The organism is Synechococcus sp. MIT2312 (assembly GCF_059772315.1).
This window is the reverse complement of the sequence record NZ_CM186281.1, coordinates 313,502-338,781: the sequence shown is the minus strand read 5'-3', so window position 1 is coordinate 338,781 and position 25,280 is coordinate 313,502. Positions and strand designations below refer to the sequence as shown.

Below are 25,280 nucleotides of genomic sequence, written 5' to 3'. Positions count from 1 at the left end.
TACTCAGGGATCATTCATTTGCAGGGCAAATGCGTGATCACAAGGTGACGTTGGCCGTCGATCTTGAGCCATCCTTCGTCTCGGAGCAGACCGATGACCCTGGTCACCGTGACACGGGTGGTGCTCAGAGCACTGGCCATCTCCTGATGGGTCAGGCGCAGGTTGAGACGCAGTCCCTGTTCACAAGGCTGGCCGTAATCCTGGGCAAGCAGCTCCAGAAAACCTCTGACACGCTCCTCAACACGACGCAGACCAAGCAGAGAGAGCAGATACTCCGACTGCCGATGACGAAGCACAACCGCTCCCAGCAGATCGTTGGCCAGGTCCTGTGACTCACGCACCTCACCCATCGTCATACAGAGAAGATCCGAGTCGGTGAGCGTCACAGCCTCATAGGCCTGCACTGTGCTCAATGGCTCGCCAAAGGTTTCGTTGGGACCTGCCAATCCCAGCAGCAGCTCATCTCCATGAACAGAAACCGCCCCGAGCTTCACCATGCCATTCACGACAAGCCAGAGCCTGTTTTTGTGCAATGGCACCACATTTCCCGCAGCAAGGTGCAAGCGATTTCGATTTTGAATACTGGAGTCCAGAAGGCAGGACCTTGCATTTTGTATTTTGATTCTGGAGGAAATTCGACAGCATCGACTGACGATTCCCTACCGACGAGTGTATGGAGCGCAACATCACACACCCAGACGAAGAGCCAGCAATCGAATCAATAAGGAGTGGTCAAAAGTATCGAAAGATCAGGGCTTAAATGACCAATCGATGGTTGTCAAACCGGACAATGATCGATCAGCAGGCCTGCAATTACTGAGCAATCCGTTCAACGACTGGCCGCGACTTGCTGAGAATTTCAGCCTCCAGCGGAATCAAACCAAGCTCGGCAACCTGGCTTTGTGTCTGGTTGCTGAGCATGAAGTCAAGCGCCGCTCTGATCGCCGGCGTGTTCTCGCCGTTCCCAGACCTGTAGGCCAGAACCCAGATCAGCGAGACGATCGGATAAGCACCCTTGACCGAAAGGTTATGGCTGCTGCCTGCAAGATTGAAATCCAGCTCGATGGCCTTGAGGGTCTTGGCAGCTGAGCTCAAACTGGGCCGCAGAAACTCTCCGACGTTGTTTTCCAACGCAGCAGCCCTGACACTTCCGCTGAGATAGGACAAACCGAGGTAGCCGATGGCTCCCCGTCTGTTTTCAATCGCAGCAGCAACTCCGGAGTTCCCTTCCGCAGCGATCGCATGACCTGCTGGCCAGCGAATCGACGCGCCGGTTCCCAGCGGCCATTGCGAGGAAAACGCCTGCATGGATTGTGTGAAGGCATCAGTCATCCCAGAGACATCGGATCGATACACCCAGGTCAGAGAACCGGGCTGACAGCCGAGCTGCTTCCAGTCAGTGATCCTGCCGCTGGCCAGCTGAACAGCCTGCTGCTGGCTGAGTTTCAGGTCGCACCCTGGCTTGTTGTATCCGAAAGCGATGGCGCTGGCAGCGATGGGAATCTGAACCACACCACGCCTCACCTTGGCCAAATCCTTCGGTTGCATCGGGGCATCGGAAACCGCGAAATCAACGGTCTGCCTGATCAAGGCCCATTGAGCGGAAGCGGAGCCCACAGAGCGATAGCTGACCTCAGGGCCGCCTGAGCTGGCCATCTGAGCAAACCAGTTTCGGTAGAGCCTGGCGGGGAGTGAGGCACCAACACTGGTCAGAGATGACTCTGCAGAAGCGGAGACCCCGGCTCCGACAGCGAGCAGAGAACACAGGATGAGAGCCTGCCTGGCAACGCTCATGGGTGGCATGAGGGGAAGCGACCTACGCATAGCGGAAAGCGGACCCCGGCAGCGGTGGTGGCCGTTGTTGGTGAACGCTTCAAAGCGTTGACCAGGAAATCAAGGCTCCTGTGTGGATGCACCTGATGGCAATCGCGTTGATGCCGAATAACGGTTCAGCCATCGATTCACTCGCGACCGCTGACAGGAGGGAACCTCCTCCAGCAAATGCGAGAGTTCCAGCGCACCGAGACGCTTCAGTTCACGCACATCCACATGCCAGAGGCACTCCGCCTCGCGAATCAGGCGCGCCCAAGTGCGGACCTGCTGCCAACGCTGAAGGCGAGAACGAATGGAAGGCGGATGCCTGGGAAGATCCATGACGTCAGCCTGGCTGTCTGAGCGGCAGCAGCGGCAAACCCACCATGAGGCTTCCGACTGCTGAAGCAAATCAGGATGCCAGCGGCAATTCAGGATCAACAGGCACAACAGGAAAATCGAGTGTGCCGGCCTCCCTCACCGATAGACGCCTGGCCCAGGCTCCTTTCACCGGTTCATTCCAGCGGAAACCGGCATCCCGGGCGAGATGACGTTCGTCGTAAGACACCTGGGCACGCATCAGCTGACGTGGCTCCAGGCCTCGCTCGATCAACTGCTCAAGATCGTCACAGCGCCGGAAGACCTCTGCCAGGTAAATGCAATCAGTGAGAGCACGATGGGCGGCCCAGACGGGGATTTCATAGGCCAGGGCCAGATCACGCACCGATGGCCTCGACCTGAGCTGACGGTCAGCAGGCCAGCGCATGTCCTCCATGCTGCAGAGCCAGCGTTTCTCAGTGGCCGGCAGGTGACCACGCCCGAACCACTGGCGGTCGAAGGCGGCGTTGTGGGCCACCAGCACATCGGCAGCATCCAGCAACGACTGGAGATAATCGAGAGCGGGCCGCCAGGGCTGAGGCAGGTTGGTCGCGGAAGCGGGAATGCGATTGATCGCCTCTGCGGCATTGGCCTCCACCGGCAACAGAAACGATTGCTGCGCCAGAACCTGACGACTGGACACATCGAAGAGAATCACGCCCACTTCTAGGCAGTGGTCCAGCTGCGGGTCCAGTCCGGTGGTTTCAGTGTCAACAATCAACAGCGTGCGCGCTGCAGCCGAACCATCGGCTGCTGAGTGAGGCGAGGGACTGGTCTCAGGCCGCTGCAGCGATGGCGGTGGAACCTGAGGCAAAGATTGAGGCGGGGATGGGGGCGGCGAGACCGGAGACGAATGGCCACCGCTTAACGACAGCAGATCGAGCTGACCCGGTACGGATTGGTTCTCCATGCACTGACCTCCCTCCTGGATCGCTCCATTCTCCGTCCTTTATCCACGCTTCCTAAGGTTTCGCCACCAATTCGACTGCTTGGCATGGCCCTCACCGTTGGTGACAGCGTTCCGACTATCAACCTGGAGGATCACGAAGGCAACAGCTGCGCCATCAGCGAGCGCAACGGCACTCCCCTCGTGTTGTTCTTCTATCCGAAAGACGAGACCCCTGGCTGCACCGCAGAAGCCTGCGGGTTCCGGGATTCCCACCAGGAGTTGCAACAGCTGGGTGCTCAGGTCTGGGGCGTCAGCGGTGACGATCTGGTGAGCCATCGCCGCTTCGCGGAACGCCATCAGCTGCCCTTCCCTTTGCTGAGTGACAGTGATCAACGCCTGCGCCGAGCATTCGGTGTTCCCAAAACCTTCGGTCTGCTGCCTTCCAGGGTCACCTATGTGATTGATGGCCAGGGAGTGATCAGGCACGTGTTTAACAACTTGCTCGATGGCCCGGCCCATGTGCGCGAAGCCCTGCAGGTGCTGCGTTCGCTGCAGCCCAGTCAATGAGCAACTGGGTTCGCTTCCGTGACTGCTGGACCCTCTACCCGCGTCAGCCACGCGGGTTGGTTGAATTCGTGGGAGGCAGCTACCTCGCGGCAACACCACAGATCAGTTACCGGCGTCTGCTAGAAGGACTGGCGGCCCGTGGGGTCGCCATCCACGCCTGGAGCTATGTGCCGGGTTTCGACCACCAGCTTCAGGCACGCGAAGCCTGGAGTTCCATGCGCTCCTGTCGCTCACGACATCAGGACCGCCTGGGTCAGCTGCCACCACCTCTGAGGCTCGGTCACAGCCTGGGTTGCAAACTGCATCTGCTGGCTCCCGATGGAGGGCGGAACTGCAACGGCCTTGTGGCGCTCAGCTTCAACAACTTCACCGCAGATCAGTCAATACCACTGCTCGACGTTGTGGCGCCAAGCCTGGGGGTGAGCACCGAATTCAGTCCGAGCCCCAAGGAAACCCTGCGCTTGATCGAACGTCAGTATCTGCAGCCTCGCAATCAGGTGGTGCGCTTCAACAAGGACAAGATCGACCAGAGTCTCGATCTGATCACGGCACTGCAGGCGCGCAAGGGCGACTGCAGTGAACTGTTGAGGTTGCCGGGAGATCACCTCACACCCGCCAGTGCCGGCCTGCGCAGACAGTTCCTCGGCGATTGGGCGGAAGGCAGCGACCGGCAGCAGCAGGTGAACCGTCTGCAGGACCTGATCACCTCCTGGGCCTTGGGCGGCCCAGTCTCATCGCGTTAGGTCACCGGCACTGTTCAACCGTCGTCTTAGGAACGCAGCTTGTCCAGCACAGAGCGATCTTCCAGGGTGCTGGTGTCACCTGTGACTTCCTGACCGGCGGCGAGGGCGCGCAGGATCCGGCGCATGATCTTGCCGCTGCGGGTTTTGGGCAGGGCATCACTACAGCGGATCTCATCGGGCCTGGCGATGGGACCAATCTCCTTACCCACATGGGCCCGCAGTTCTGCGATCAGGGCATCCTCCGGTTCACGTCCTGCCTCAAGGGTGACGAAGGCGACAATGCCTTCACCCTTGAGGTCATCGGGACGACCGACAACCGCAGCCTCCGCCACGGCCGGGTGACTGACCAGAGCAGACTCGATCTCCATGGTGCCGAGGCGGTGACCGGAAACGTTGATCACGTCGTCCACACGCCCCATCACCCAGAAGTAGCCATCAGCATCACGACGAGCGCCATCACCGGCGAAGTAGATGTGACTGCCGTCAGAGGGACGGATGTGCTCCCAGTAACTTTCACGGAAGCGCTGAGGATTGCCATGCACGGTGCGCATCATCCCCGGCCAGGGACGACGCACCACGAGGTATCCCCCTTCATCGGCTCCAACCGTGTTGCCATCGGCATCAACCACATCGGCTTCAATGCCGGGCAACGGCAGTGTGGCTGAACCGGGCTTGGTGGGCGTTGCACCGGGGAGAGGGCTGATCATCACGCCACCGGTCTCGGTCTGCCACCAGGTGTCGATAATCGGGCAACGACCGGAGCCGATCACATCGCGGTACCACATCCAGGCTTCAGGGTTGATCGGTTCCCCCACGGTGCCCAACAGCCGCAGGCTGCTCATGTCGTACTGATCGGGCACCTCACGGCCGTTTTTCATAAACGCCCGGATTGCGGTTGGAGCGGTGTAGAAGATCGTGATGCCGTGCTTCTGAATCAGTTCCCAGAATGCTCCGGGCTTGGAGGGACGCGGCGCCCCCTCATACATCACTGTGGTCGCACCGTTGGAAAGCGGGCCGTACACGATGTAGCTGTGACCCGTGATCCAGCCCACATCAGCTGTACACCAGTAGACGTCATCGTCGCGAATGTCGAAGATCCATTGGAATGTGAGATGGGCCCAAAGGTTGTAGCCAGCGGTGCTGTGCACGACACCCTTGGGTTTGCCGGTGGAGCCGGAGGTGTACAACACGAAAAGACGGTCTTCACTGGCCATCGGTTCCGCGGGGCAATCGGCGCTCTGCGCCTCGACCAGTTCATGCCACCACTGATCACGACCTTCAGCCATCTCCACCGCCTGCTTGGTGCGCTGCACCACCAGAACGGACTGCACAGTTGGGCAACTCCCACCAGCGAGAGCCGCATCAACAGCTGGCTTCAGCGACACGGGCTTGTCCTTGCGGAAGCCACCATCAGCCGTGATCACCGCCCTGGCTTCACCGTCGATCAGACGATCACGCAGGGCTTCCGCTGAAAAACCGCCGAACACCACGGAGTGAGGTGCACCGATGCGAGCGCAGGCGAGCATGGCGATGGCTGCTTCAGGCACCATCGGCATGTAGAGCGCCACGAGATCGCCCTTGCCGATTCCCATTGCCTTGAGGGCATTCGCAGCTTTACAGACCTCGGCATGCAGCTCGCGGTAGGTGAACCGGCGCACATCACCCGGCTCGCCTTCCCAGATCAGCGCCGTTTTGTTGGCCTTTTCACTCTGGAGATGTCGATCCAGGCAGTTGTAGGAGATGTTGGTGGTGCCGCCTTCAAACCAGCGAGCGAAAGGCGCCTCCGACCAATCGAGGACTGACTCGAAAGGAGTGAACCAGGACAGTTGCTGGCGCGCCGCGTCTCCCCAGAAGGCTTCGGGGTTCTGGCGGGCTGCGTCGGCCATGGACCGATAAGCCTCCATGCCACCGATACGGGCGGAACTGGAGAAGTCGATGGGCGGCTCAAAAACCCGTTGCTCCTGAAGGACGCTCTCGATGGTGGATTTCTCGGTCGTCATCTGGGGATTCCTCGTCGTGATGCAGGCTATGACTGACATCAGCTGATGTCAGCGGAGAGCAATTGATTGACAGCTTTCTGACGCCTTAGGCGCGCTGTCCACGGCAATTGGTCAAATCAAGGACCCGATGACCGTCTTGACCAAAACTTGGATGCCATGCACGGCCGAGTCAGAACCCTGGATCAGAAGGCTGCAAGAAACGATGCAGTCAATTGCGGTGACAACAGCTGAGTGTCCAAGCGCTGAAGCGCCGCCAGCCTTGAACGAAAGGATGCAGGGAGGATTAACTTGCTGCTCTCATGGCCTGAAAAGACCGCAAAGGTTCGATGACTCCAGTCCCAGACCCTAAAACACTTAAAAATCTTGGCTTGATTTCTTATGCGACCTTTCTTTCAACAGTCTTACTGACCGCCACATCGTATGGCGAAAAGTCGTTCATCACAGACGTCTCAACCCTTCAACTTGCTCTCTGCTCGGCCGCAAGCCTCACAATCCCCCTCGCAATCTTCAGACGTCGCAAATCACTAGGACGACGAGAATGCCTGACCTGGATTGTTCTAGCGGTCGGATGCGCAGTTCTCGCAATGGACGACAAACTGATGCTGCATGAAAGACTGGATCAGACAATTCACGCAGCATATGGGTGGGAGGAAACACGCATAAGCGACAAAATTGACGACATTATCGTTGGCCTTTATGGAGTGATTGGCATTGTTTTCATAGCAGCGAACAGAAGATTTTTTCTCTTTTCCGCAAGATTCATGGCATTCGCAAAAGGCTCAATCGCTTTGGCCTTCATCATGGTTTTATGCGACATGAGGTCGCTCTACGGGCTCAACGAGACTCAGAATCAAGTCCTATCCCATCTTGAAGAATGGTCAAAAATATTCGGAGGAGCTTTACTTCTGATTGGGCTACTTTGCGCCCTAGAAGATGCTATGAAAACACAAGCAAGAATCCCCGAAGACCTTCATCAACTGCCATGAAAATTCAGGACTAGAGCATTAAGCGAACTGGATCAGCAAAAATCATTGTCATTCAGCTTCTGAAGGCTGTCCATAAGAAAACCCCGCTTGAAGCGGGGTTCGTTCACATCAATTCCTGAGCTTTATTCATGCCAACACGGGCTCACGCTGTGGCTGGAACTGATCTTGACGCTGCGGCTGCATTGGATCGGACGCTTGGATGGCCGCTTGGGTGGGATCAACAACTGATTGATCGCTTGGAAGCAGAGAAACAACATCAAGTTTCATCGGATTGATCTGCTGTTTCTGAAGCATGAAGTCTGCTTCAAGACTTCTCTCCTCAAGCGACGTGTCAAGCCCCCTCGGATCAGCCTGGCCAGATCCCCAGGCAGAAGGCTCCTTGAATCGATCCGAATCCTGTAATGCAGTCACGGAATCCGAGGATTGATTGGAATCCATCCCTGTCAATGGATCCTTCGTCGTGAACAATCCTTCAACGGCATCTGCAGAGCTGCTGGTGTTTTGGCCAGTTTGACCGGTCAGCACATCCCTCTCAGATGCTTGATCCTTCATCGCGAAGGGCTGTTTGTTGACATCATCCAAACCAGTAGAGGAGACGTCACCGATTTGCCCTTCGATTCTTGAATCAAGCGTCTCCGCTTGCTCCAAGCCGGCGATTGCATCTATAGAAGGATCATCTTGTCCAACATCCTTTGCGGCGGAATCTGAATCAGCTTGATCAGTTTCGTTGACATCCTTCTCCGCAACTTCTGCAGAAGCTTGATCAGCTTGATCAGCTTGATCAGCTTGATCAGTTTCGTTGACATCCTTCTCCGCAACTTCTGCAGAAGCTTGATCAACTTGATCAGTTTCGCTGACATCCTTCTCCGCAACATCTGCAGAAGCAACCTCGGTTGAATCAGGTTCTTTTGCATCATTACCCTTTGGATCTACAGCATTAGGATTGGAAGGCGCATCAACTTTGACCTGAACTTTAACGGGTTCAGCAGGTGGTTTATTATCGTCTCTAATCTTATTCGCTACAACAAGACTGGTTCCAACAGCACTCACTCCAAGTGAAGCTTTAGCTGTTGTTGACGCAGCCGCTGCTTTTGTTGCAGCAACGGCTGCAGCTGTTTTTGTGGCACCAGTCGCTGCAGCTGTTTGTGTGGCTGCAGCAATCGTGGCTGTTTTGGTCGCGCCAGCAGCTGCAGCTTTTGCCGCTGCCACAGTTGCCGTCTTTGTTGCTGCTTTGGCCGCAGCCACAGTTGCTGCCTTGGCTGCAGCTTTAGCAGCTGCCACAGTTGCTGCCTTGGCTGCAGCTTTGGCTCCGATCACTGCGCCAGCTTTGATCGCAGATTTAATGGCGACTACACCAAAAACAATGAATGGAATAGGCATTGGATTAAGCAGATTGTGGGATCTCTCCCGGACAACTGCACCCTCACCGTTGACTTTTGGAGGCTGTGGTTGAGCGCTGGTCAGAACTCAGAACAGTTCTGGTGAGAACCAGGAGATGTCGGTCTGCACTGGGATTTGACGTTGTTTGATCGTTCCACCAAAAAGATCCTCATCTCTGCGCTGAGTCGTCACGGACCCCACAAACAGAAATCAACACAGGTCAGATTCATGACCAGCCATCTCAGCCGTTCAGCTCAGGCGCTGGTACTGCCGTTGGCAGTCCCGTCAGTGCATCGGTGTTGTTGAGGCAGCATGCTGTGAAGAGAACCATTGCGGTCGCCCATGCGGCCAGCAGCCATTGCAAGCAGAGAGGCTGTCTCTGAACCAGCCAACCCACCCACCTGACGCCTGCCTGTTTGACCTGGACGGCCTGCTGCTGGACACCGAGCCGCTGCATGCACGCGCCTGGCAACAGGCGGCAAGCCATTTCGGCAGCGATCTCATGCCTGACCAGTTGATCCAGCTGCAGGGCCGCCGCCGTCTGGATAACGCGAGGCTCGTCTGCTCCTGGATCGAGCAGCCGATCACACCGGATCAACTGCTCGCCGTCAGGCAGCCGATCGCAGCACAGCTGCTGCCTGGAGCCAAGGCGATGGAGGGAGCCGAATCGCTGGTACGGACGGCCGACCGACTCGGCATCGCCATGGCTCTGGTCACCAGCAGTGACAGGCAGTCAGTGCAGCGCAAAATCGACAATCATCCCTGGGTGAATCTGCTGCAGTTGATGATCTGCGGCGACGATCCACGGATCAGATCAGGGAAGCCAGCGCCAGATCCATTTCTCACAGGAGCCGAATGTCTTGGCGTTAGGCCCGAAGACTGCTGGGCTTTCGAGGATTCCCAGGCCGGTTGTCGATCAGCCCTGACCGCTGGATGCCAGGTCTGGCGTCTGCTCAGAACTCATGAATCCTTCGATCCTCTGACTGATCAGCCAGAGGATCTTGAGAAAACAGCGCGACTGATCAACATTCACAGGCTCAGCGAAGCTGAGGCCTGCCTGAAACTGTTGAGTCAGTAAAGACGACTGAGCACGAAATCGGGGAGCTCCAACAAGGCCGTGCGATAGGGGGAATCCGGAAGCCATGTGAGCGCTTCACGAGATTCCTGGGCGAAGGTTTCAGCCAGCTGACGGGTGCGAGCAATCGCATCCGACTCACGTACGATGGCCAGGGCTTCGTCGAGATCACCCTCATTGCTGAATTCCCGTTCGATCAACACACCCATGGCTGGATTCCGCTCGAGGGCATACAAAGCCGGTGCGGTGAGGTAACCACTGGAGAGGTCACTGGCGGCAGGCTTGCCCAGTTGCTGATCACTGGCCGTGAAATCAAGAATGTCGTCCACCACCTGGAAGGCCAGACCCAACTGGCGCCCGTAGCGGTAGAGCGATTCCAGCTGTGGCTCGGTGCAACCACTGAGAACCCCAGCAGCACGTGCGCTGTTCGCAACCAGAGAAGCGGTTTTGCAGTAACTCTTTTCCAGGTAGGTCTCGAAGGTCTGGCCTGTGTCGTAGCGGAACAGACCCTGCTTCACCTCACCATCAGCCAGATCCATGATCACGCGGCTGAGCAGTTTCACCACATCAAGATCATCGAGATTGGCGAGGTGCCAGCTGGCTTGCGCAAACAGGAAATCACCGGCCAGCACGGCCACACGGTGATTGAAACGACTGTGAACAGTTTCAACCCCACGCCGGGTCGCGGCTTCATCCACGACATCATCGTGAACCAGCGAGGCGGTGTGGATCATCTCGGTGATCTCTGCCAGGCGGCGATGCCGGGATGTAAGCCCACCGTCGCTGGCAAGGGCTCTCGAGATCAGCAGAACGATCCCTGGACGTAAACGTTTGCCACCTGCACTGAACAAGTGCTCTGCAGCTGCTTGAAGGATCGGATGACCCGCTCCGATCAGACTGCGAAGATCGCTGAGCAGGATCTCCAGATCCGCCTCAACCGGCTCCAGCAAATCGGTGACGGTGGTCATGAATCCTCTCAGTGCGCAGATCCTAGAAGGCGTCGACCTGTCACTGCAGTTGCACCAGCTCAACCCGCGGCCGTTGCCCCAGCCAGGGCGTCGCGCGGTCCGCGAATCCCTCCGCGTCAGCCGTGACACAAATGCGGGTTGCTCCGATGGCAAGGGGCTGATTCAGGCCTCCGGGGACCGGCTTCCCCAGCAAGGCATCGAGCTGGCTGGCCACGGCCATGGCGGGATCAATCAGCCGAATGGATGGCGGCAACAGATTGTTGAGCAGCGGCACCAGCAGGGGATAGTGCGTGCAGCCCAGAACCACAGACTCCACGGAAGCCTCCATCAGGGGTTGCAGGTAGCGGGTGGCAGCATCACGGAGGGCCTCAGAACGCAGATCGCCGCTTTCAATCAAGGGAACGAAGTCAGGACAGGCCTGCTGCACCACCAGCGTTCCAGGATGAAGAGCCTCGATGCTTTCCCGGTAGGCACTCGATGCAACGGTTGCCGGTGTGGCCAGAACCCCAACCCGGGTTTCCCGAACCATTGCAGCGGCTGCTCCAATCAGGCCGACCACCGGAACACCTGCTTGCCCTTCGGCAACATCCCTGGCCAGCGCATTGGTGGTGTTGCAGGCCATCACCACAGTGGAGATCTGATGCTGGCTGAGCCAACTCACCACTTCTGAGGCAATCGTGCGGATTTCAGCGGCTGAACGACTGCCGTAAGGAACACGAGCCGTATCGCCGAGGTAGATCACCTGCAGGGATCCATGGCGTTCCAGCACGCGACGCAGGACCGTCAGTCCGCCAAGGCCGCTGTCAAACATGCCGAGACGGATGGTCATCTCACCCCCTGCAGATACTCAAGAATGCCGGTGGCGATAGCCAGAGAGAGTCGACGGCGATGCGCTGCGCTGGCCAGCCTTGGGGAGTCGAGGCTGCCGGTGACAAAACCTGTTTCCACCAGGACTGAAGGCATGGTGGTGCGGCGGATCACAAAAAAGCGGCCGCGACGAACTCCGCGATTGGGGCTTCCAGGAGACACATTCAGCACCTGCTGCTGAATGTGTGCGGCCAGCCTTGCGGAGCGGGGATCAGAGAAATAGAAGGTCTCGATGCCGTTCACTTCCGGACGCGACATGCTGATGGCATTGGCATGAATGCTCACAAAGGCCGTTGCGCCGAGTCGGTTGGCAAGCGAGACCCTCGGAGGCAGATCAACATCCACCTCTGCGGTACGGGTGAGGGTGACCTGTACACCCTTGGCCTCAAGCAATCGAGCCACCTGCAGCGAAACATCGAGAACAATTTCCGACTCGCGAATCCCCCTGATCCCCACGGCACCGGGGTCAGGTCCCCCATGACCTGGATCAATCACGACTCTGTAACGACCGCGAGCAACACTTGGGAGCCCGGCCGCATTCACCGGAGTTTTTGTGGGCTTGATGCGAACGCCGCCCCAGCGTCCTGTGCTGGCGCGATTGAGATCGCCTTCCCCGATGGTGCGCAGGCCTCTGGTGGGAAGCCCCTCGAACATCAACTTCCAACGATCCGGCGAGGTGCCGATCAGGCGTAACTGACCAGGATCAAGCTCAACGCCAGGATTGAACTCGATCACCAGACGTGTGGCGCCGGGGTTGGGCTTGCCGAGTCGAACCTCGCGAACCGGTCCGGAACCTCGCAGCTTGCGTGTGCGGCTCAGCTCACCGGGAAAATCGATCCAGACCCTGGGCCCACGACCGGCTTCACCGGCTTCAAAGAAAGCATCGAGGCGCGCTCCCGTGGCCGTGCGCAATTGCAGAACCCCATCACGCCCCAGCGACCAGGCCGCAAGGGCACTGGCGGCCCGAGCGGGCAGGGCCATCAGCACGCCAGTGCTCTGCACAACAAGAGCGACCAGCAGAGCGCTGAAACGACGAGGGAGCCGAGGCATCAGATTCAGAACAGTGCGGTTCTGCGGTGCTTCAGGCAAGGCATCTGCGTGCGGATGCGCTCGAGATGATCCAGGTCAACCGGAGCGACTGCTGCACCTGGGCTCACCCCGGCATCGGCGAGCACCGTTCCCCAGGGGTCTATGACCAGAGAATGTCCATGGTTCTGACGTCGTCCTGCGTAGACACCGGTCTGTGCCGGAGCCAGCACGTAGGACGTGTTTTCAATCGCACGGGCCTGCAGAAGCACCTGCCAGTGGTCCTTACCCGTGAAAGCCGTGAACGCGGCGGGAATCATCAGCAACTCAGCTCCTGCTCCGATCAGATCTCGGTAGAGCTCAGGGAAGCGCACGTCGTAGCAAATCGACAGCCCCACCCGACAGAGTCCAGGCACATCCACAACGGGTGGAGGCGTCGTACCTGGGCTGAAAGACGCTGACTCGCGGTAGGAACTGCCGTCAGCCAGGTCCACATCAAACAGATGGATCTTGTCGTAACTGGCAAGAATCTGACCATCGCGACCCACCAACTGCGCACGTTGATAGGTGTGCTCACCGTCCCCGACCGGAACAGGAAAACCACCGCCCAGGATCACCACCTGATAGCGACGCGCCATGGTGACCAGAAAATTGGAGGCCTGTTCTGCCAGGGCCGGAGCCAGTTCAAGGCGCCGTGAATCCTCACCGAGAAAGGCAAAGTTCTCGGGAAGTCCGATCAACTCGGCTCCCCGGCGTGCGGCAAGGTCGATCTGTTCCTCGGCAGCCGTGAAATTGCTCTGCGGGTCAGAACTGCTGGTGAGTTGCACGGCCGCCGCCAGGAAATCACGCACAGAGATCAGGGTTCAGTCGATGAAATGGTATGGCTGACGGGCGCTCCGCGCTTTAGACAGGCACGGCTCGTAAAACACCGGGCTCGACCTGGGTCGGAACCACGGGAATCTGATCCAACGCCGCGCAACAGCTGAAATCGGCATCGTGGTTGCCGATCCCGATCAGCCTCTGGCCATGCGAAGCGGTGCGCAGGCAGGCCTCAGGGTCATGCTTCCACTGGTTCCAGAGGGCCAGTGCAGCCTGAAGTTCGTCATTGGCAACCGAGGCTCCTGCCGCCACGAGCAGCTCTGCGATCGCTCCGGCAGCCAGCGAATCCTCCAGGGAATAGGTGCCTTCCCAACCACTGCCAAGAATGAGAATCCGCTGGTGTTGGCCTGCCAGCAACCGCTCTGCAACAGCGCGCCTGTTGGGCAAAGCCGCCGTCACAACACAAGCGACATCGCGAACCCGCTGCAATGCACGGGTGCCGTTGGTGGTGCTCATCAGCAATCGCTTGCCCTGCACCACTTCAGGGGTCACCGCCACCGGGGAGTTGCCCAGGTCAAAGCCTTCGAGCATGCAACCGCCGCGCTCCCCCAGCAGCAAACGGGAGGATTCAGACCACTGCTGCGCCTGGGCACGCAGTTCATCGAGATCAGCGAACGCCTGAACCGCCTCGGCACCGTTGTGCAGCGCCCAGGCAATCGTGGTCGTGGCACGCAGGACATCGATCACGACCGCCGCATCAGGACCGTCGGCGGAACCAATCGTGTCGGGAACATCCGCAGCCGCATGAAAATAGGAAAACTGCATGGCCACATTCACCGTCAGCGTGCGTCACAGTACCGAGATCACCCCCGCTGAGGTGGCTTCCAGATGGCTCTGTTCCGCTCCGGCCCCAGCACCAGGGATCTGCGCGCCTTCATTCAACTGCTGGAGGAGCGGGGTCAACTCAAGCGGATCACGGCCCCGGTGGATCCCGATCTCGAGTTGGCAGCGATCGCTGATCGCGTGCTGGCCAGCGGAGGGCCCGGACTGCTGTTCGAAAACGTGATCGGATCCTCCATGCCGGTCGCCGTCAACCTGCTCGGCACCGTCGAACGCGTTGTCTGGAGCATGGGCCTCGAGCACCCAGAACAACTCGAAGATCTCGGTGAGCGTCTGGCGCTGCTGCAACAGCCACGACCGCCCAAAGGATTAGGGGAGACCAAGAAATTCGCTCGCGTCTTCTGGGATCTGGTGAAGGCGAGACCAGACAGAGATCTGTTGCCTCCCTGCCGGCAGCAGGTGTTTGAAGGAGATGACGTCAACCTCGACAACATCCCTTTGATTCGCCCCTGGCCAGGCGATGCCGGAGGGGTCATCACGCTCGGACTGGTCATCACCAAAGACCCCGAAACCGGCGTTCCCAATGTGGGGGTGTATCGGCTTCAGAAACAGTCGGTCAACACCATGACCGTGCACTGGCTGAGCGTCCGCGGTGGTGCACGCCATTTGCGCAAAGCTGCAGCCCTCGGCCAAAAACTGGAGATCGCCATTGCGATTGGTGTGCATCCACTGCTGGTGATGGCGGCGGCCACACCCATTCCAGTGCAGTTGAGCGAATGGTTGTTCGCCGGGATTTATGCAGGCGAAGGCGTCAGGCTCACCCCCTGCAAGACCGTGGATCTCAAGGTTCCGAGTCACAGTGAGGTGGTGCTGGAGGGCACGATCACGCCGGGGGAGGTGATGCCGGATGGACCCTTCGGTGATCACATGGGCTTTTACGGGGGCGTTGAGGACTCACCGCTGGTGCGTTTTCACTGCATGACGCAACGCAGAGATCCAGTCTTTCTGACCACATTCAGTGGCCGTCCTCCCAAGGAGGAAGCGATGTTGGCCATCGCGCTGAACAGGATCTACACCCCGATCCTGCGCCAGCAGATCCCCGAGATCAAGGATTTCTTCCTGCCGATGGAAGCACTGAGCTACAAACTCGCGGTGATTTCCATCGACAAGGCCTATCCAGGCCAGGCGAAGCGTGCCGCGATGGCGTTCTGGAGCGCGCTGCCGCAGTTCACCTACACCAAGTTTGTGGTGGTGGTCGACAGTCACATCAACGTGCGTGATCCCCGACAGGTGGTCTGGGCCATCGCCGCTCAAGTGGATCCGCAAAGGGATCTGTTCACTCTGGAGAACACACCGTTCGACACCCTGGACTTCGCCAGTGAGCAACTCGGCCTTGGCGGACGATTGGCGATCGATGCCACTACCAAAGTCGGCCCTGAGAAAAACCATCCCTGGGGCGAACCTCTCAGCAGACCAGACGATCTCGAACAACGCGTGACTGATCGCCTGGACGAACTGGGACTTGCCGATATCAGCAACAGGGAGCCGAACCCGGAATTATTCGGCTACCTGCTGGATCAACTCATTGCCAACCGGACTGGGCCATGAGCTGAATCGCCTTGGGATTCAGTGCACTCAACTGAGAAATCGATACATTATCGGGGGTGAACTTGGTCATCCCTTTGAGATATGTCGAACCACCAACACCGGTGAGCGGGAATTCAAAGGTGGGACCAGCAATTCCTCGACTTCCGTTCGGTGAAGCCAGAAACTCGATGAGCTTGACAGCGGCTGATTTATTTTTGGCGTATTTCGAAACAGCAGCTGCGCTGATATTCACATGCGCAGGATTCGGCATCACAATTTTCACCTGATTGCCAAGCTTCTGGTCCCTCGCGCCATTAATGCCTGCACGCATGCGGGCGAGATAATAATGATTCACCACTCCAACACCGCACTTACCCTGGGCAACAGCACGAATCAGAGCAATATCACCAGGGAAGTAAGGCTGAGAGACATTGGAAATCAAACCCTTGAGCCAAGCCTTGGTTTTCGCCTCACCCCGGATTGCCAGCTGATCAGCAACCAAAGATTGGTTGTAGACGTTTTTACGATTACGAAGACAAACTTTTCCTTTGAGATCAGGAGAAGCTAGTTGTGCATAAGTTTGAACCTGTGACGGCTTAACCTGATTGGGGTTAATGATGATTGCACGCACGCGTCGTGCGATGCCAAACCAACGATTTCCTGGATCTCGGTAACGGGCAGGAACTTCGGAATTTAACTTTGCTGAGCTGATCGGCTGAAACAAGCCAGCTTTTGCTGCATTATTAATTCTGGCTGCATCAACAAGAATGATCACATCCGCCTTGGTGTTGCTTCCCTCGCGCTTGATGCGCTCAACAAGGGAGATCCCGGAGGCTTCGATCAGTCGAACCTTGATACCGGTTTTGTCGGAAAATGCCTTGTAACTCTGCCGGTCGGTATTGTAATGACGGCCAGAGTAAACACGAACTTCTTCAGCCTGCACAGCAGCCGTCAGAAAAGACAGCGACGCAAGCAAGGGAATGGCAAGCAGCTTCATAAAACACAAGAACCCACCTGAGGTTGTCTGCGAAAAACCAAAACGTCGCGCCAAGTCGATACCAGCTTACTAGACATTTGATACAAGTTTTCCGCCCTCAATGAATCACATCAAGCTCCAGCTTTTCAACTCTGAGCAGTGCCAGGCGGTTCTGGACAAAATCGAGACCGCCGAGTGGATCGACGGCAGGACAACGGCTGGAGCACAGGCCAGGGGCGGAAAAATCAATGAACAAATCGTGCACTCATCCCCGGTCAGAGCGGAGATTCAAAACCTTGTGCAGCAGGCAATGTGGGCACATCCTGCGATCAAAAGCTTCTGCGTGCCGCGCAAGCTGCACCGGTTTCTGATCAGCAGAACAAAAACCGGGGGTGGTTATGACAGCCATGTGGACAATGCCTACATGAGCAGCGGCAGAAGCGACCTTTCCTTCACGCTCTGCCTGTCTGACCACAAGACATTCACAGGCGGAACGCTGGAAGTCGATACGGTGACGGACTCACTGGAACTGGAACTTCTCCGAGGTGAGATAGTGATCTACCCCAGTTCAACGATGCACCGGGTCAACAAGGTCACGAGCGGAGAACGCATCGTTTGCGTGGGCTGGATCGAGAGTTATCTGAAAAACGAAGGGGATCGGGTCACCTTGTTTCAACTGGATACGGGGGCCAAGGGATTGCTCGCCAAGCACGGACGCAGCGAAGAACTTGACCTGGTGTTTCTGGCGTATACAAATTTACTGCGCTCACTGGGCACCTGATCAACCCAGTTGAAACGACTTAGAATTATGGAAGCCTATATAAATGGTGGTTATTGGAATGAAGAGGTCAACTCTTTCCATCTTCCTCGCCGGTGCAGCTGCACTGAGCAGCCAAATCGCAGTTCCAACTGCACTCGCTGACACCAACACCATGGGTGGTGGATTGCAGGAATGGAGCACTGATCAGGACATCGACGCCGAAGCCAAGAAGGATGCCGATGCAAAGAAGGCCGCTGAGAAAGCTGCTGAAGAAGATATCTGTGTGCCGATTGGCGAGGGCGAAAACTGCTGGTGATCTAGCCAGCCAGTCATCATCAATAAAAAAGGAGGCCATAGGCCTCCTTTTTTATTGGAATCATTCAGCCAAAAAAAAGCTCCCTCAAAGAGGGAGCTTGGAGAAGAATCAACCGATCTGAATCAGAAACGGAAGGTGGTCTTCACGAGGTAGCCGAAGGTGTTGAAGGTCTCAGCATCTTCGCCGCCGGTCAGAGGGCCGCTGCCGGTGAGTTCACCGAAGGGACGGGAGACGTAGAAGATCGCGGGAGTCACAGCAATGTTGTCGGTGACTTGGAACTGGTAGTACAGCTCCATGGCGTAGTTGCCGTCATCGGGAGTGCCGTTGTCACGATCGGTTTCGAACTGAGGCTGGCCGATGGCGAAGCCAAGCAGGTTGCCCTTCATGAAGGCATCCTTCCAGTTCAGACCAACGGTCCAAGCCTGTGAAGACTGCTTTCTGTAGAGCTTCTTGCCGTCGAAGGCAGTGTTTTTGATGGCCTTGGGAGTCTCAGCGTCAGAGAACCTGTCGCCGTGGTTGAAACCGGTGTAGTCGTAACCAAGGGTGATTGAAGGAACCCAGCTGGCCTCGGAAGGCTGCCACCATGCACGCAGTGCGAAAGCGTTGGCGTCGCTGAATCCGCGTGAACCGGACTCGTCGTCACCACCAAGAACTTTGGTGCCGGAACCCAGAGGTGTGCCGTAACCAACGGTCATACCGCGCTGGATGTAGGCATAACCAGCGTTGATGTTCCACTGGGGGCCGCCGTAACCAACCTGAGCAACAAACTTGCCTTTGGAACGGTCAGCACCGATACCGCCACCGGTGGTGGGGTTGCCCTTGGCACCGTTTTTGGCGGTGTAGTTCAGAGCAACGGTGAACTTCGGATCGTAAGGATCGTTCTGGCTGTTGGGCTTCCAGACGATACCGGCACCAGGTGAGGTGCTAGCGCCGTAAACGCCGTAGTAACCGCCCAGTTTGAAGTCCTTGAGAATCTCGCGGTACACGGTGGCGGGAGCGCCAAGCATGTAGTAGTTCTCGATCTTGGCACCCAGGTAAACCTGGAAGTCAGCACCCAGAGGGAACTGGTACCAGAGCTTGTCAACCTTCAGCGCATCGCCAGTTGACTTGGCAACGGAGAGCTGAGTGATGTTTCTGGTGTAACCCTTACCAGAGAATGCGTTGGTGTTGAAGTTACCGGCACGCAGGCGGGTGTACAGCAGATCCTTACCCGTGAAGCTGGTGTTCAGGTTCAGGGTTGCGCGGTAGTTGAACGTGAAAGCGTCCTGACCCAGGTACTTGCCGCCGTTCTTGTAGACAGGAACTTCGTCGCCGTCTTCGTCGATTTCAGTCCGGGTAGGAATGGTGAGATCGTAGTCGTCGCCGCCGTAGCTGACGCCGCCCATCACGAAGTCGACCTTACCTTTCAGCTTGGTGGTGGTGGAGAACTGGGTGGCTTCCAGTTCGCCAACGCGGGCTTCCAGACCGTCAACACGGCCCTTGACGATGGCGAGCTCCTTTTCGAACTCCTTCATCAGACGCTTGAGCTCGTCGGTCACTTCGGTGACGCGGTCGAGACAGGCGTTCAGCAGTGCAGCCGCTTCAAAGCGGGTCATGGCACGGTTGCCGCGGTAGGTGCCGTTGGGGTAACCGGCAACGCAGCCGTAGCGCTCGATCAGGTTGCTGAGAGCCTGATAAGCCCAGTCGGTCGGGTAGACGTCGGAGAACTGGGTGATGCTGGTGACCTGATCCACAGCAACCGCGTCAGCAGACACGTTTGCGTAGTCGGAAACACCGGCAACATTGACTTCAGTTGCACCAGCAGCCATCGGAGCCAGAAGGCCCAGAGCAGCAGGAGCAACCAGCAGTTGCTTGAACAGTTTCATTGATCCTCACACCAATAAAAGAGGAAGAGGCATTTGCCTCGCACCGTATTAAAACGCACAGACAGCGACTCCGCTACCTGAAAAGCAGTCACAACCACAAACAACAGAAGGCCTTAACGCGGAAAAAACGCTCAGAACAGCAAATCAACCAAATTCATGCCAGTTCGCGGCGCGCCAGCAACCCGTTGAACGACAGGCTGGATCGAACGTCTCACAGCCCGACGACGACGCAAAAGACAAAAGACGAAACACTCAAAACACTTGGCCTCACTGCCATGAAGCAAAAATCAAGCCCACCCGACTGCGGAACAGAGACGGGAAGCTCAGCAACAGGTCAACTGTTCTGGATGCCTGCCGAGGCGAAGACCGCACGCGGCCAGCGCGCCAAGGCTGTCAAAACACAAACCGGCCACCCTCGTGACAAATGCAACCTTTGCCTGTAATTACTGGCCACTTGCCGTCATGACCAGAACAAACATCGGCGTCATGCCGCTATCGCCATTCGCAGGTCAAACAGCGTCATGCCCAACAAGTGCCCGGGCTCATTGATCACCCAGCAGCGCATCAGAACTTCATCCAGGCCACCAAAACAATCCATAAATTATTTGGAGCAAATGCGAAGCCATGGACGTAGCGCACGAACTGCATCGGCAACAACTCATCAAGGCATATAACAACGCGGTTAAAAGGAAAGATTGGCAAGCAGCTCGAAATTATCGCGACGAGCTGAATATTTTAATTGCCAAGAAAGTCGCTTTGTCTTGAATTTCAAAATCAACTCAATCACTGTACTGACTTGGAATATCTCATTCATCAAATCATTGATAGAGAATGTTTATTGAACAATATTTCAACTTCGGAGTTGAAAACAAACTAGTTCGACGTACGGCCTTTCAGGAGAATTTTAACCATTACGATTGATGATTACAATAAAACCTTATTCATCGATTGATATTGACATCAGTCAATTGATGGTCTCCGGCGATTGTTCAAATCCCTTCTAGACTTGAATCTGGAAAAGATCTAATTCATTTCGAAAATTTAGTGCTGTTCACGAAAACTTGGTGGCTTCATTCCACAACCACGTGCGAACTGGTCCTGGATCAAACGACTCATAGAATTCAGCCACCAAGCCATGAGAGAACGTGCCGGGAACCCCAGGAGATGCCCGTCAACTGAGATCCGGCGGAACTCTCAGGGGGCATGTGAGGGTTCCCGGAGACAAATCGATCTCTCATCGGGCCTTGCTGTTCGGAGCCATTGCCGAAGGGCAAACCACGATTGAAGGGCTGTTGCCTGCTGAGGATCCGATCAGTACGGCCGCCTGCCTCAGAGCAATGGGAGCGCAGATCAGTCCCGTCGCCGACGGGGAGATCATCACCGTTCACGGCGTTGGCCTCGATGGTTTGCAGGAGCCCAGTGAAGTGCTCGACTGCGGGAATTCAGGCACCACCATGCGCCTGATGCTCGGGTTACTGGCCGGACGGGATGGCCGACATTTCGTGCTGAGCGGGGATGATTCCCTCAAACGAAGACCCATGCAACGCGTTGGGCAACCGCTCTCAATGATGGGAGCCGAGGTGCGCGGGCGCGGACAGGGAAACTTCGCCCCTCTTGCTGTTCAGGGATGCAAGCTGCGCGGAGCCGTTGTCGGCACCCCCGTCGCCAGTGCACAGGTGAAATCCGCCTTGCTGCTCGCCGCACTGACAGCGGATGGAACCAGCACGGTGATTGAACCAGCACACTCCCGTGATCACAGCGAAAGAATGCTGAAGGCCTTTGGCGCCGACCTGGATGTGGGTGGAGAAATGGGACGCCACATCACCGTTCGCCCGGGTGCTCAGCTGCAGGGGCAGCATGTTGTGGTTCCAGGTGACATCAGCTCAGCAGCGTTTTGGCTGATCGCCGGCGCCCTGGTGCCCGGTGCTGATCTGACCGTTGAAAATGTGGGCCTGAATCCAACCCGCACCGGAGTGCTGGAGGTTCTGGAACAGATGGGAGCCAAGATCGAAGTGGTCAATCAGCGCGATGTGGCAGGCGAACCGGTGGGGGATCTGCGTGTCACCCACGGATCACTGAAAGCCTTCCGGTTTGGAGAGGAGATCATGCCTCGACTGGTGGATGAAGTCCCGATCCTGAGCGTGGCGGCATGCTTCTGCGAAGGCGAAAGCCAGATCACAGGAGCAGCAGAACTGAGAGTGAAGGAAACAGACCGACTGGCGGTGATGGCACGCCAGCTGAAAGCCATGGGTGCCGACATCGATGAACATCCCGACGGGCTAACCATCCGTGGAGGTCGGCCACTGAAAGCTGCACAACTCGACAGCGAGACCGACCATCGCGTTGCCATGAGTCTCGCGGTGGCGGCCCTGATGGCCAAGGGTGATTCAACCCTGGCGCGCAGTGAAGCCGCAGCCGTCAGCTACCCCACCTTCTGGACCGATCTCGATCGACTGCAGCGTTGACCCATCCGCTCGGGCAACTCAGGGCGTTCGAAACGGCTGACGGAAGCCTGAGTCTTCACAGCGATCACTTTGATGAGGCGTTTCACAGCTCCGCAGGAGCCCTGGAGGAAGCGGAGACGAAATTTGTCCAACCCGCCGAGCTGGGACGGTTCTCGCAAACGAGCCAGCTCAGGCTGCTCGATGTCTGCTTCGGGTTGGGATACAACAGCGCGGCCGTGATGGCTGCACTGCCTCCAACCAGATCACCCTGGGTGCAGTGGTGGGGGCTGGAAGTTGACCCGCGGCCCCTCGCATGGGCCCTGAATCACCAACCGTTTTGTGAGCTGTGGCCCGGCGCCGTTCTGCAGAGGCTTGAACAGCTTCACAGGAGCGGCAGCTGGCGTGACGACAGGGGCCAGGGAACGATGCTCTGGGGCGATGCGCGCCAAACGCTGAAGACCCTGCCCAGCACTTGTCAGTTGGACCTGATCCTTCTGGATGCCTTTTCTCCTGGGCATTGCCCACAGCTCTGGAGCGAGGAATTCCTCGCAACTCTGGCCGGTCGTCTGGCACCGGGAGGACGCCTGCTCACCTACTGCAGAGCCGCCGCCGTGAGAAGCAGCCTGCGGAGTGCAGGCCTGACACTTCGATCACTGCGTCCGGCAGCACAACAACGGATCGGATGGAGCTCCGGCACCCTGGCAGTGAAACCCCTCGCCTCAGCGCCATTGGCGAAGGAAGGGCCTGGCTGGACTGCACTGAGTGCCATGGAGGAAGAGCATCTCAACACCAGAGCATCAGTGCCCTATCGAGATCCCGAGGGTGCTGATGTGGCCGAGATCATCCAGGAACGACGAGAGATCGAGCAGCAGTGCTGTGATCTGGAGAGCACCAGTGCCTGGCAGCGTCGCTGGTTGAAGAACAAAACGCTGAAGCAAGGTTCAGATGTCAGCTGAGTGTGATTCTGAAGTGGAGAAACAGGTCTTGATTCTCCAGGCTGCAGCGACATCAAAAACCACTTGTACAGGCTGAATCAAAATGCTCTGATCAGACTGTTTTCAGCGCTGAATTCAAGTTTCGCCCGTATGAAAAACAAGTCCAACCGGGGGGTCTTGATGGTCATTTCTGTTGCTTGATGGTGGGGAGTTCAAGACATCGTCGACTTCGGGCCCATGAAGGTCCAGGCTGAATGGAGTGATGTGCATTTCTGCCATGACTTTCACCCTGTCCGGCTTCGACGCCTGGACGTTTCAGATCGTCTTCTACGGCAGTCTTCTGGTTCTTGAAGCTCTGCATGACGATGAGCGCCTCAGCACAGTGCTCCAACCGATGGACTGCACCCGTCAACGGGCCCATGCCTTGATCCGTCAACCCAGTTGCACCCTGGTCGGCCGTTGAAGAGACCACGAACCTTTCTGCTGGGCTGAAGCCACGGGATCCCGGTAGATTCCGCCCGATTCGCATTGCTGTTCATGCTCGCTGTCGCTGTTCTGGCCGCAGGCAAAGGCACCCGCATGAAGAGTGCACTGCCAAAGGTGCTGCAGCCGCTGGCTGGCGCCACCCTGGTGGAGCGGGTTCTGGCCAGCGCCGGCAATCTCCAGCCTGAGCGGCGAATTCTGATCGTTGGCCATCAGGCCGATCGGGTTGAACAGCAGCTGAGCCCCATTGGCGGGCTCGAATTTGTCTTGCAGGATCCTCAGAACGGCACGGGACACGCCGTGCAGCAGCTGTTGACGCCATTGCAGAATTTTGAAGGGGAGCTGCTGGTGCTGAATGGCGACGTACCGCTGCTGCGTGCCGAAACCATCGATCAGTTGGTGGCCACACACCGAAGCAGTGGCGCCGATGTGACCCTGCTGACAGCACGTCTGGACGACCCCACGGGCTATGGCCGCGTCGTTGCAACTGCGGATGGCCTCGTGAGCGCCATCATTGAGCATCGCGACTGCAATGAAGAGCAACGCTGCAACGACCTCACCAATGCTGGTATCTACTGCTTCAACTGGCGCAAGCTCGCGGCCGTGCTGCCGACGCTGAGCACTGACAACGATCAGGGCGAGTTGTACCTCACCGACACCGTTGGCATGCTCGATCGGGCCATGCATCTGGAGGTGCAGGATTCCGATGAAGTGAACGGCATCAACAACCGGCGCCAGCTGGCTCAGTGCGAGGCCCTGTTACAGCAACGGCTGAAAGAGCACTGGATGGATGAAGGGGTCACCTTTGTGGATCCGAACAGCTGCAGCCTGAGTGAAACCTGCCAGTTCGGTCGCGATGTGGTGATCGAAGCTCAGACGCACCTTCGAGGCGCTTGTCAGATCGGCGACAACTGCCGACTGGGACCCGGCAGCCTTCTGGAGGATGCGGTGCTTGGGGACAGTGTCACCGTGCTGCACTCGGTGATCAACAAGGCCGTGGTGGGAAGCAACACGGCGATTGGACCGTTCGCCCACCTCCGTCCCGCTGCAGTCATCAGCGATGACTGCAAGATCGGCAATTTCGTGGAGGTGAAGAAGAGCACCATTGCCAATGGCAGCAAAGTGAATCACCTCAGCTACATCGGCGACGCCGAGTTGGGGACCAATGTGAATGTGGGCGCTGGCACGATCACGGCCAACTACGACGGTGTGAACAAACACCGCACCGTGATCGGCGACAACAGCAAAACAGGTGCCAATTCAGTGCTGGTGGCACCGATCACCCTTGGGAACAGCGTCACCGTGGCGGCCGGTTCAACCCTCACCAAGAACGTTGCCGATGGAGCTCTCGCGATTGGACGCGCGAAACAGACGATGAAAGAAAACTGGTCTACAGCAAAGCCATAGAGCCAGTCTCAAAACAGCATCTTGTGCTCAGGCATCGTTTCGAATCTCAAGCGCTCATGGCGATCGAGACACTTTCTGGGGCGAGGACAACTCAGCACTTTTGGGATCTGTCGGCCTTCATCATCAGCTGACGTTGAACGTTGGATCTACTACCAAC

Annotated in this window: 25 protein-coding genes; 12 read left to right on the top strand and 13 right to left on the bottom strand. The window is 57.5% G+C overall.

All coding sequences use genetic code 11. The annotated features are described in order from the left end of the window. Nucleotides 1-14: 14 nt before the first annotated feature. The 4 genes from ptrA to AC6EI9_RS02205 all read right to left on the bottom strand — a co-directional run bounded on the left by ptrA (nucleotide 15) and on the right by AC6EI9_RS02205 (nucleotide 3,100). The gene (gene ptrA, locus AC6EI9_RS02220) at nucleotides 15-623 is read right to left on the bottom strand and encodes a Crp/Fnr family transcriptional regulator PtrA (protein WP_498470134.1); all 609 of its coding nucleotides are present in this window, start codon (nucleotides 621-623) and stop codon (nucleotides 15-17) included. Nucleotides 624-813: 190 nt separating this feature from the next. Beyond that, on the bottom strand, nucleotides 814-1,794 hold the full coding sequence (locus AC6EI9_RS02215; RefSeq protein WP_498468860.1) for a PstS family phosphate ABC transporter substrate-binding protein: 981 nt from the start codon (nucleotides 1,792-1,794) through the stop codon (nucleotides 814-816). A 99-nt stretch (nucleotides 1,795-1,893) separates the two neighbouring features. Further along, nucleotides 1,894-2,154, bottom strand: a complete 261-nt coding sequence (locus tag AC6EI9_RS02210) for a hypothetical protein (protein WP_498468859.1) — start codon at nucleotides 2,152-2,154, stop codon at nucleotides 1,894-1,896. 70 nt (nucleotides 2,155-2,224) lie between these two features. After that, on the bottom strand, nucleotides 2,225-3,100 hold the full coding sequence (locus AC6EI9_RS02205) for a 3'-5' exonuclease (RefSeq protein WP_498468858.1): 876 nt from the start codon (nucleotides 3,098-3,100) through the stop codon (nucleotides 2,225-2,227). A gap of 84 nt (nucleotides 3,101-3,184) precedes the next feature. Between AC6EI9_RS02205 and AC6EI9_RS02200 the strand changes: the two genes are divergently transcribed. Both AC6EI9_RS02200 and AC6EI9_RS02195 read left to right on the top strand, forming a co-directional pair. After that, the gene (locus tag AC6EI9_RS02200) at nucleotides 3,185-3,646 is read left to right on the top strand and encodes a peroxiredoxin (protein ID WP_498468857.1); all 462 of its coding nucleotides are present in this window, start codon (nucleotides 3,185-3,187) and stop codon (nucleotides 3,644-3,646) included. Continuing rightward, nucleotides 3,643-4,389 carry a DUF1350 family protein gene (locus tag AC6EI9_RS02195; protein WP_498468856.1) on the top strand — a complete coding sequence of 249 codons (747 nt, stop codon included), beginning with the start codon at nucleotides 3,643-3,645 and terminating at the stop codon, nucleotides 4,387-4,389. Before AC6EI9_RS02200 ends, AC6EI9_RS02195 begins: the two co-directional genes overlap by 4 nt. Nucleotides 4,390-4,415: 26 nt before the next feature. Here the strand turns inward: AC6EI9_RS02195 and acs are convergent, their stop codons facing one another. Beyond that, nucleotides 4,416-6,389, bottom strand: coding sequence for an acetate--CoA ligase (gene acs, locus AC6EI9_RS02190; protein ID WP_498468855.1), 1,974 nt, complete (start codon nucleotides 6,387-6,389; stop codon nucleotides 4,416-4,418). A gap of 326 nt (nucleotides 6,390-6,715) precedes the next feature. On the opposite strand from acs, the gene AC6EI9_RS02185 reads away from it, so the two are divergent. After that, nucleotides 6,716-7,375, top strand: coding sequence for a DUF8692 domain-containing protein (locus AC6EI9_RS02185; protein WP_498468854.1), 660 nt, complete (start codon nucleotides 6,716-6,718; stop codon nucleotides 7,373-7,375). Nucleotides 7,376-7,501: 126 nt separating this feature from the next. Here the strand turns inward: AC6EI9_RS02185 and AC6EI9_RS02180 are convergent, their stop codons facing one another. Next, nucleotides 7,502-8,755 carry a hypothetical protein gene (locus AC6EI9_RS02180; RefSeq protein WP_498468853.1) on the bottom strand — a complete coding sequence of 418 codons (1,254 nt, stop codon included), beginning with the start codon at nucleotides 8,753-8,755 and terminating at the stop codon, nucleotides 7,502-7,504. A gap of 358 nt (nucleotides 8,756-9,113) precedes the next feature. On the opposite strand from AC6EI9_RS02180, the gene AC6EI9_RS02175 reads away from it, so the two are divergent. Next, the gene (locus AC6EI9_RS02175; protein WP_498468852.1) at nucleotides 9,114-9,833 is read left to right on the top strand and encodes an HAD family hydrolase; all 720 of its coding nucleotides are present in this window, start codon (nucleotides 9,114-9,116) and stop codon (nucleotides 9,831-9,833) included. Here the strand turns inward: AC6EI9_RS02175 and sds are convergent. The 5 genes from sds to AC6EI9_RS02150 are packed head-to-tail and all read right to left on the bottom strand — an operon-like array spanning nucleotide 9,827 to nucleotide 14,335. Continuing rightward, the gene (gene sds, locus AC6EI9_RS02170) at nucleotides 9,827-10,798 is read right to left on the bottom strand and encodes a solanesyl diphosphate synthase (RefSeq protein WP_498468851.1); all 972 of its coding nucleotides are present in this window, start codon (nucleotides 10,796-10,798) and stop codon (nucleotides 9,827-9,829) included. The genes AC6EI9_RS02175 and sds overlap by 7 nt on opposite strands. A 40-nt stretch (nucleotides 10,799-10,838) precedes the next feature. Continuing rightward, nucleotides 10,839-11,627, bottom strand: coding sequence for a glutamate racemase (murI, locus tag AC6EI9_RS02165; protein WP_498468850.1), 789 nt, complete (start codon nucleotides 11,625-11,627; stop codon nucleotides 10,839-10,841). Next, entirely contained in the window at nucleotides 11,624-12,715 is a 1,092-nt protein-coding gene (locus tag AC6EI9_RS02160; RefSeq protein ID WP_498468849.1) for an N-acetylmuramoyl-L-alanine amidase, read from the bottom strand. The genes murI and AC6EI9_RS02160 overlap by 4 nt, the downstream gene beginning before the upstream one ends. A gap of 5 nt (nucleotides 12,716-12,720) precedes the next feature. After that, on the bottom strand, nucleotides 12,721-13,542 hold the full coding sequence (locus AC6EI9_RS02155) for a carbon-nitrogen hydrolase family protein (RefSeq protein WP_498468848.1): 822 nt from the start codon (nucleotides 13,540-13,542) through the stop codon (nucleotides 12,721-12,723). Nucleotides 13,543-13,594: 52 nt separating this feature from the next. Beyond that, a complete protein-coding gene (locus AC6EI9_RS02150) occupies nucleotides 13,595-14,335 on the bottom strand; it encodes a 2-phosphosulfolactate phosphatase family protein (RefSeq protein ID WP_498468847.1) in 741 nt (246 codons plus the stop codon). A gap of 63 nt (nucleotides 14,336-14,398) precedes the next feature. Here AC6EI9_RS02150 and AC6EI9_RS02145 point away from each other — a divergent pair, with 63 nt between their 5' ends. Continuing rightward, nucleotides 14,399-15,958 carry a UbiD family decarboxylase gene (locus tag AC6EI9_RS02145; RefSeq protein ID WP_498468846.1) on the top strand — a complete coding sequence of 520 codons (1,560 nt, stop codon included), beginning with the start codon at nucleotides 14,399-14,401 and terminating at the stop codon, nucleotides 15,956-15,958. Here the strand turns inward: AC6EI9_RS02145 and AC6EI9_RS02140 are convergent. Next, nucleotides 15,933-16,934, bottom strand: a complete 1,002-nt coding sequence (locus AC6EI9_RS02140) for an extracellular solute-binding protein (RefSeq protein WP_498470133.1) — start codon at nucleotides 16,932-16,934, stop codon at nucleotides 15,933-15,935. The genes AC6EI9_RS02145 and AC6EI9_RS02140 overlap by 26 nt on opposite strands. 100 nt (nucleotides 16,935-17,034) lie before the next feature. On the opposite strand from AC6EI9_RS02140, the gene AC6EI9_RS02135 reads away from it, so the two are divergent. Both AC6EI9_RS02135 and AC6EI9_RS02130 read left to right on the top strand, forming a co-directional pair. After that, nucleotides 17,035-17,694, top strand: a complete 660-nt coding sequence (locus tag AC6EI9_RS02135; RefSeq protein WP_498468845.1) for a Fe2+-dependent dioxygenase — start codon at nucleotides 17,035-17,037, stop codon at nucleotides 17,692-17,694. Between the two features lie 58 nt (nucleotides 17,695-17,752). Then, nucleotides 17,753-17,989 (top strand): hypothetical protein, encoded by a 237-nt coding sequence (locus AC6EI9_RS02130; RefSeq protein ID WP_498468844.1) that lies wholly within the window; start codon nucleotides 17,753-17,755, stop codon nucleotides 17,987-17,989. A 122-nt stretch (nucleotides 17,990-18,111) separates the two neighbouring features. Here AC6EI9_RS02130 and AC6EI9_RS02125 read toward each other — a convergent pair whose 3' ends face one another. Next, nucleotides 18,112-19,854: an iron uptake porin gene (locus AC6EI9_RS02125; protein ID WP_498468843.1), complete on the bottom strand. Its 1,743-nt coding sequence runs from the start codon at nucleotides 19,852-19,854 to the stop codon at nucleotides 18,112-18,114. Here AC6EI9_RS02125 and AC6EI9_RS02120 point away from each other — a divergent pair. The 5 genes from AC6EI9_RS02120 to glmU all read left to right on the top strand — a co-directional run bounded on the left by AC6EI9_RS02120 (nucleotide 19,854) and on the right by glmU (nucleotide 25,123). Then, nucleotides 19,854-20,297: a hypothetical protein gene (locus AC6EI9_RS02120; protein ID WP_498468842.1), complete on the top strand. Its 444-nt coding sequence runs from the start codon at nucleotides 19,854-19,856 to the stop codon at nucleotides 20,295-20,297. The genes AC6EI9_RS02125 and AC6EI9_RS02120 overlap by 1 nt on opposite strands. A gap of 702 nt (nucleotides 20,298-20,999) precedes the next feature. Further along, nucleotides 21,000-22,319 carry a 3-phosphoshikimate 1-carboxyvinyltransferase gene (gene aroA, locus AC6EI9_RS02115; protein WP_498468841.1) on the top strand — a complete coding sequence of 440 codons (1,320 nt, stop codon included), beginning with the start codon at nucleotides 21,000-21,002 and terminating at the stop codon, nucleotides 22,317-22,319. Next, entirely contained in the window at nucleotides 22,316-23,254 is a 939-nt protein-coding gene (locus tag AC6EI9_RS02110) for a tRNA (5-methylaminomethyl-2-thiouridine)(34)-methyltransferase MnmD (protein WP_498468840.1), read from the top strand. Before aroA ends, AC6EI9_RS02110 begins: the two co-directional genes overlap by 4 nt. A 256-nt stretch (nucleotides 23,255-23,510) precedes the next feature. Next, nucleotides 23,511-23,696, top strand: a complete 186-nt coding sequence (locus AC6EI9_RS02105) for a hypothetical protein (protein WP_066906656.1) — start codon at nucleotides 23,511-23,513, stop codon at nucleotides 23,694-23,696. 74 nt (nucleotides 23,697-23,770) lie between these two features. Beyond that, nucleotides 23,771-25,123, top strand: coding sequence for a bifunctional UDP-N-acetylglucosamine diphosphorylase/glucosamine-1-phosphate N-acetyltransferase GlmU (gene glmU, locus AC6EI9_RS02100; RefSeq protein ID WP_498468839.1), 1,353 nt, complete (start codon nucleotides 23,771-23,773; stop codon nucleotides 25,121-25,123). The last annotated feature ends 157 nt before the right edge of the window (nucleotides 25,124-25,280 follow it).

What these genes read in the sequence shown, in the direction of transcription:
- murI (WP_498468850.1), bottom strand. Translation starts at nt 11,627, where the DNA reads ATGACCATCCGTCTCGGCATGTTTGACAGCGGCCTTGGCGGACTGACG.
- AC6EI9_RS02150 (WP_498468847.1), bottom strand. Translation starts at nt 14,335, where the DNA reads ATGCAGTTTTCCTATTTTCATGCGGCTGCGGATGTTCCCGACACGATT.
- AC6EI9_RS02140 (WP_498470133.1), bottom strand. Translation starts at nt 16,934, where the DNA reads ATGAAGCTGCTTGCCATTCCCTTGCTTGCGTCGCTGTCTTTTCTGACG.
- AC6EI9_RS02180 (WP_498468853.1), bottom strand. Translation starts at nt 8,755, where the DNA reads ATGCCTATTCCATTCATTGTTTTTGGTGTAGTCGCCATTAAATCTGCG.
- AC6EI9_RS02215 (WP_498468860.1), bottom strand. Translation starts at nt 1,794, where the DNA reads ATGAGCGTTGCCAGGCAGGCTCTCATCCTGTGTTCTCTGCTCGCTGTC.
- AC6EI9_RS02135 (WP_498468845.1), top strand. Translation starts at nt 17,035, where the DNA reads ATGAATCACATCAAGCTCCAGCTTTTCAACTCTGAGCAGTGCCAGGCG.
- AC6EI9_RS02125 (WP_498468843.1), bottom strand. Translation starts at nt 19,854, where the DNA reads ATGAAACTGTTCAAGCAACTGCTGGTTGCTCCTGCTGCTCTGGGCCTT.
- AC6EI9_RS02210 (WP_498468859.1), bottom strand. Translation starts at nt 2,154, where the DNA reads ATGGATCTTCCCAGGCATCCGCCTTCCATTCGTTCTCGCCTTCAGCGT.
- AC6EI9_RS02205 (WP_498468858.1), bottom strand. Translation starts at nt 3,100, where the DNA reads ATGGAGAACCAATCCGTACCGGGTCAGCTCGATCTGCTGTCGTTAAGC.
- AC6EI9_RS02200 (WP_498468857.1), top strand. Translation starts at nt 3,185, where the DNA reads ATGGCCCTCACCGTTGGTGACAGCGTTCCGACTATCAACCTGGAGGAT.
- AC6EI9_RS02145 (WP_498468846.1), top strand. Translation starts at nt 14,399, where the DNA reads ATGGCTCTGTTCCGCTCCGGCCCCAGCACCAGGGATCTGCGCGCCTTC.
- AC6EI9_RS02130 (WP_498468844.1), top strand. Translation starts at nt 17,753, where the DNA reads ATGAAGAGGTCAACTCTTTCCATCTTCCTCGCCGGTGCAGCTGCACTG.
- AC6EI9_RS02195 (WP_498468856.1), top strand. Translation starts at nt 3,643, where the DNA reads ATGAGCAACTGGGTTCGCTTCCGTGACTGCTGGACCCTCTACCCGCGT.
- sds (WP_498468851.1), bottom strand. Translation starts at nt 10,798, where the DNA reads ATGACCACCGTCACCGATTTGCTGGAGCCGGTTGAGGCGGATCTGGAG.
- AC6EI9_RS02185 (WP_498468854.1), top strand. Translation starts at nt 6,716, where the DNA reads ATGACTCCAGTCCCAGACCCTAAAACACTTAAAAATCTTGGCTTGATT.
- AC6EI9_RS02160 (WP_498468849.1), bottom strand. Translation starts at nt 12,715, where the DNA reads ATGCCTCGGCTCCCTCGTCGTTTCAGCGCTCTGCTGGTCGCTCTTGTT.
- AC6EI9_RS02105 (WP_066906656.1), top strand. Translation starts at nt 23,511, where the DNA reads ATGACTTTCACCCTGTCCGGCTTCGACGCCTGGACGTTTCAGATCGTC.
- glmU (WP_498468839.1), top strand. Translation starts at nt 23,771, where the DNA reads ATGCTCGCTGTCGCTGTTCTGGCCGCAGGCAAAGGCACCCGCATGAAG.
- acs (WP_498468855.1), bottom strand. Translation starts at nt 6,389, where the DNA reads ATGACGACCGAGAAATCCACCATCGAGAGCGTCCTTCAGGAGCAACGG.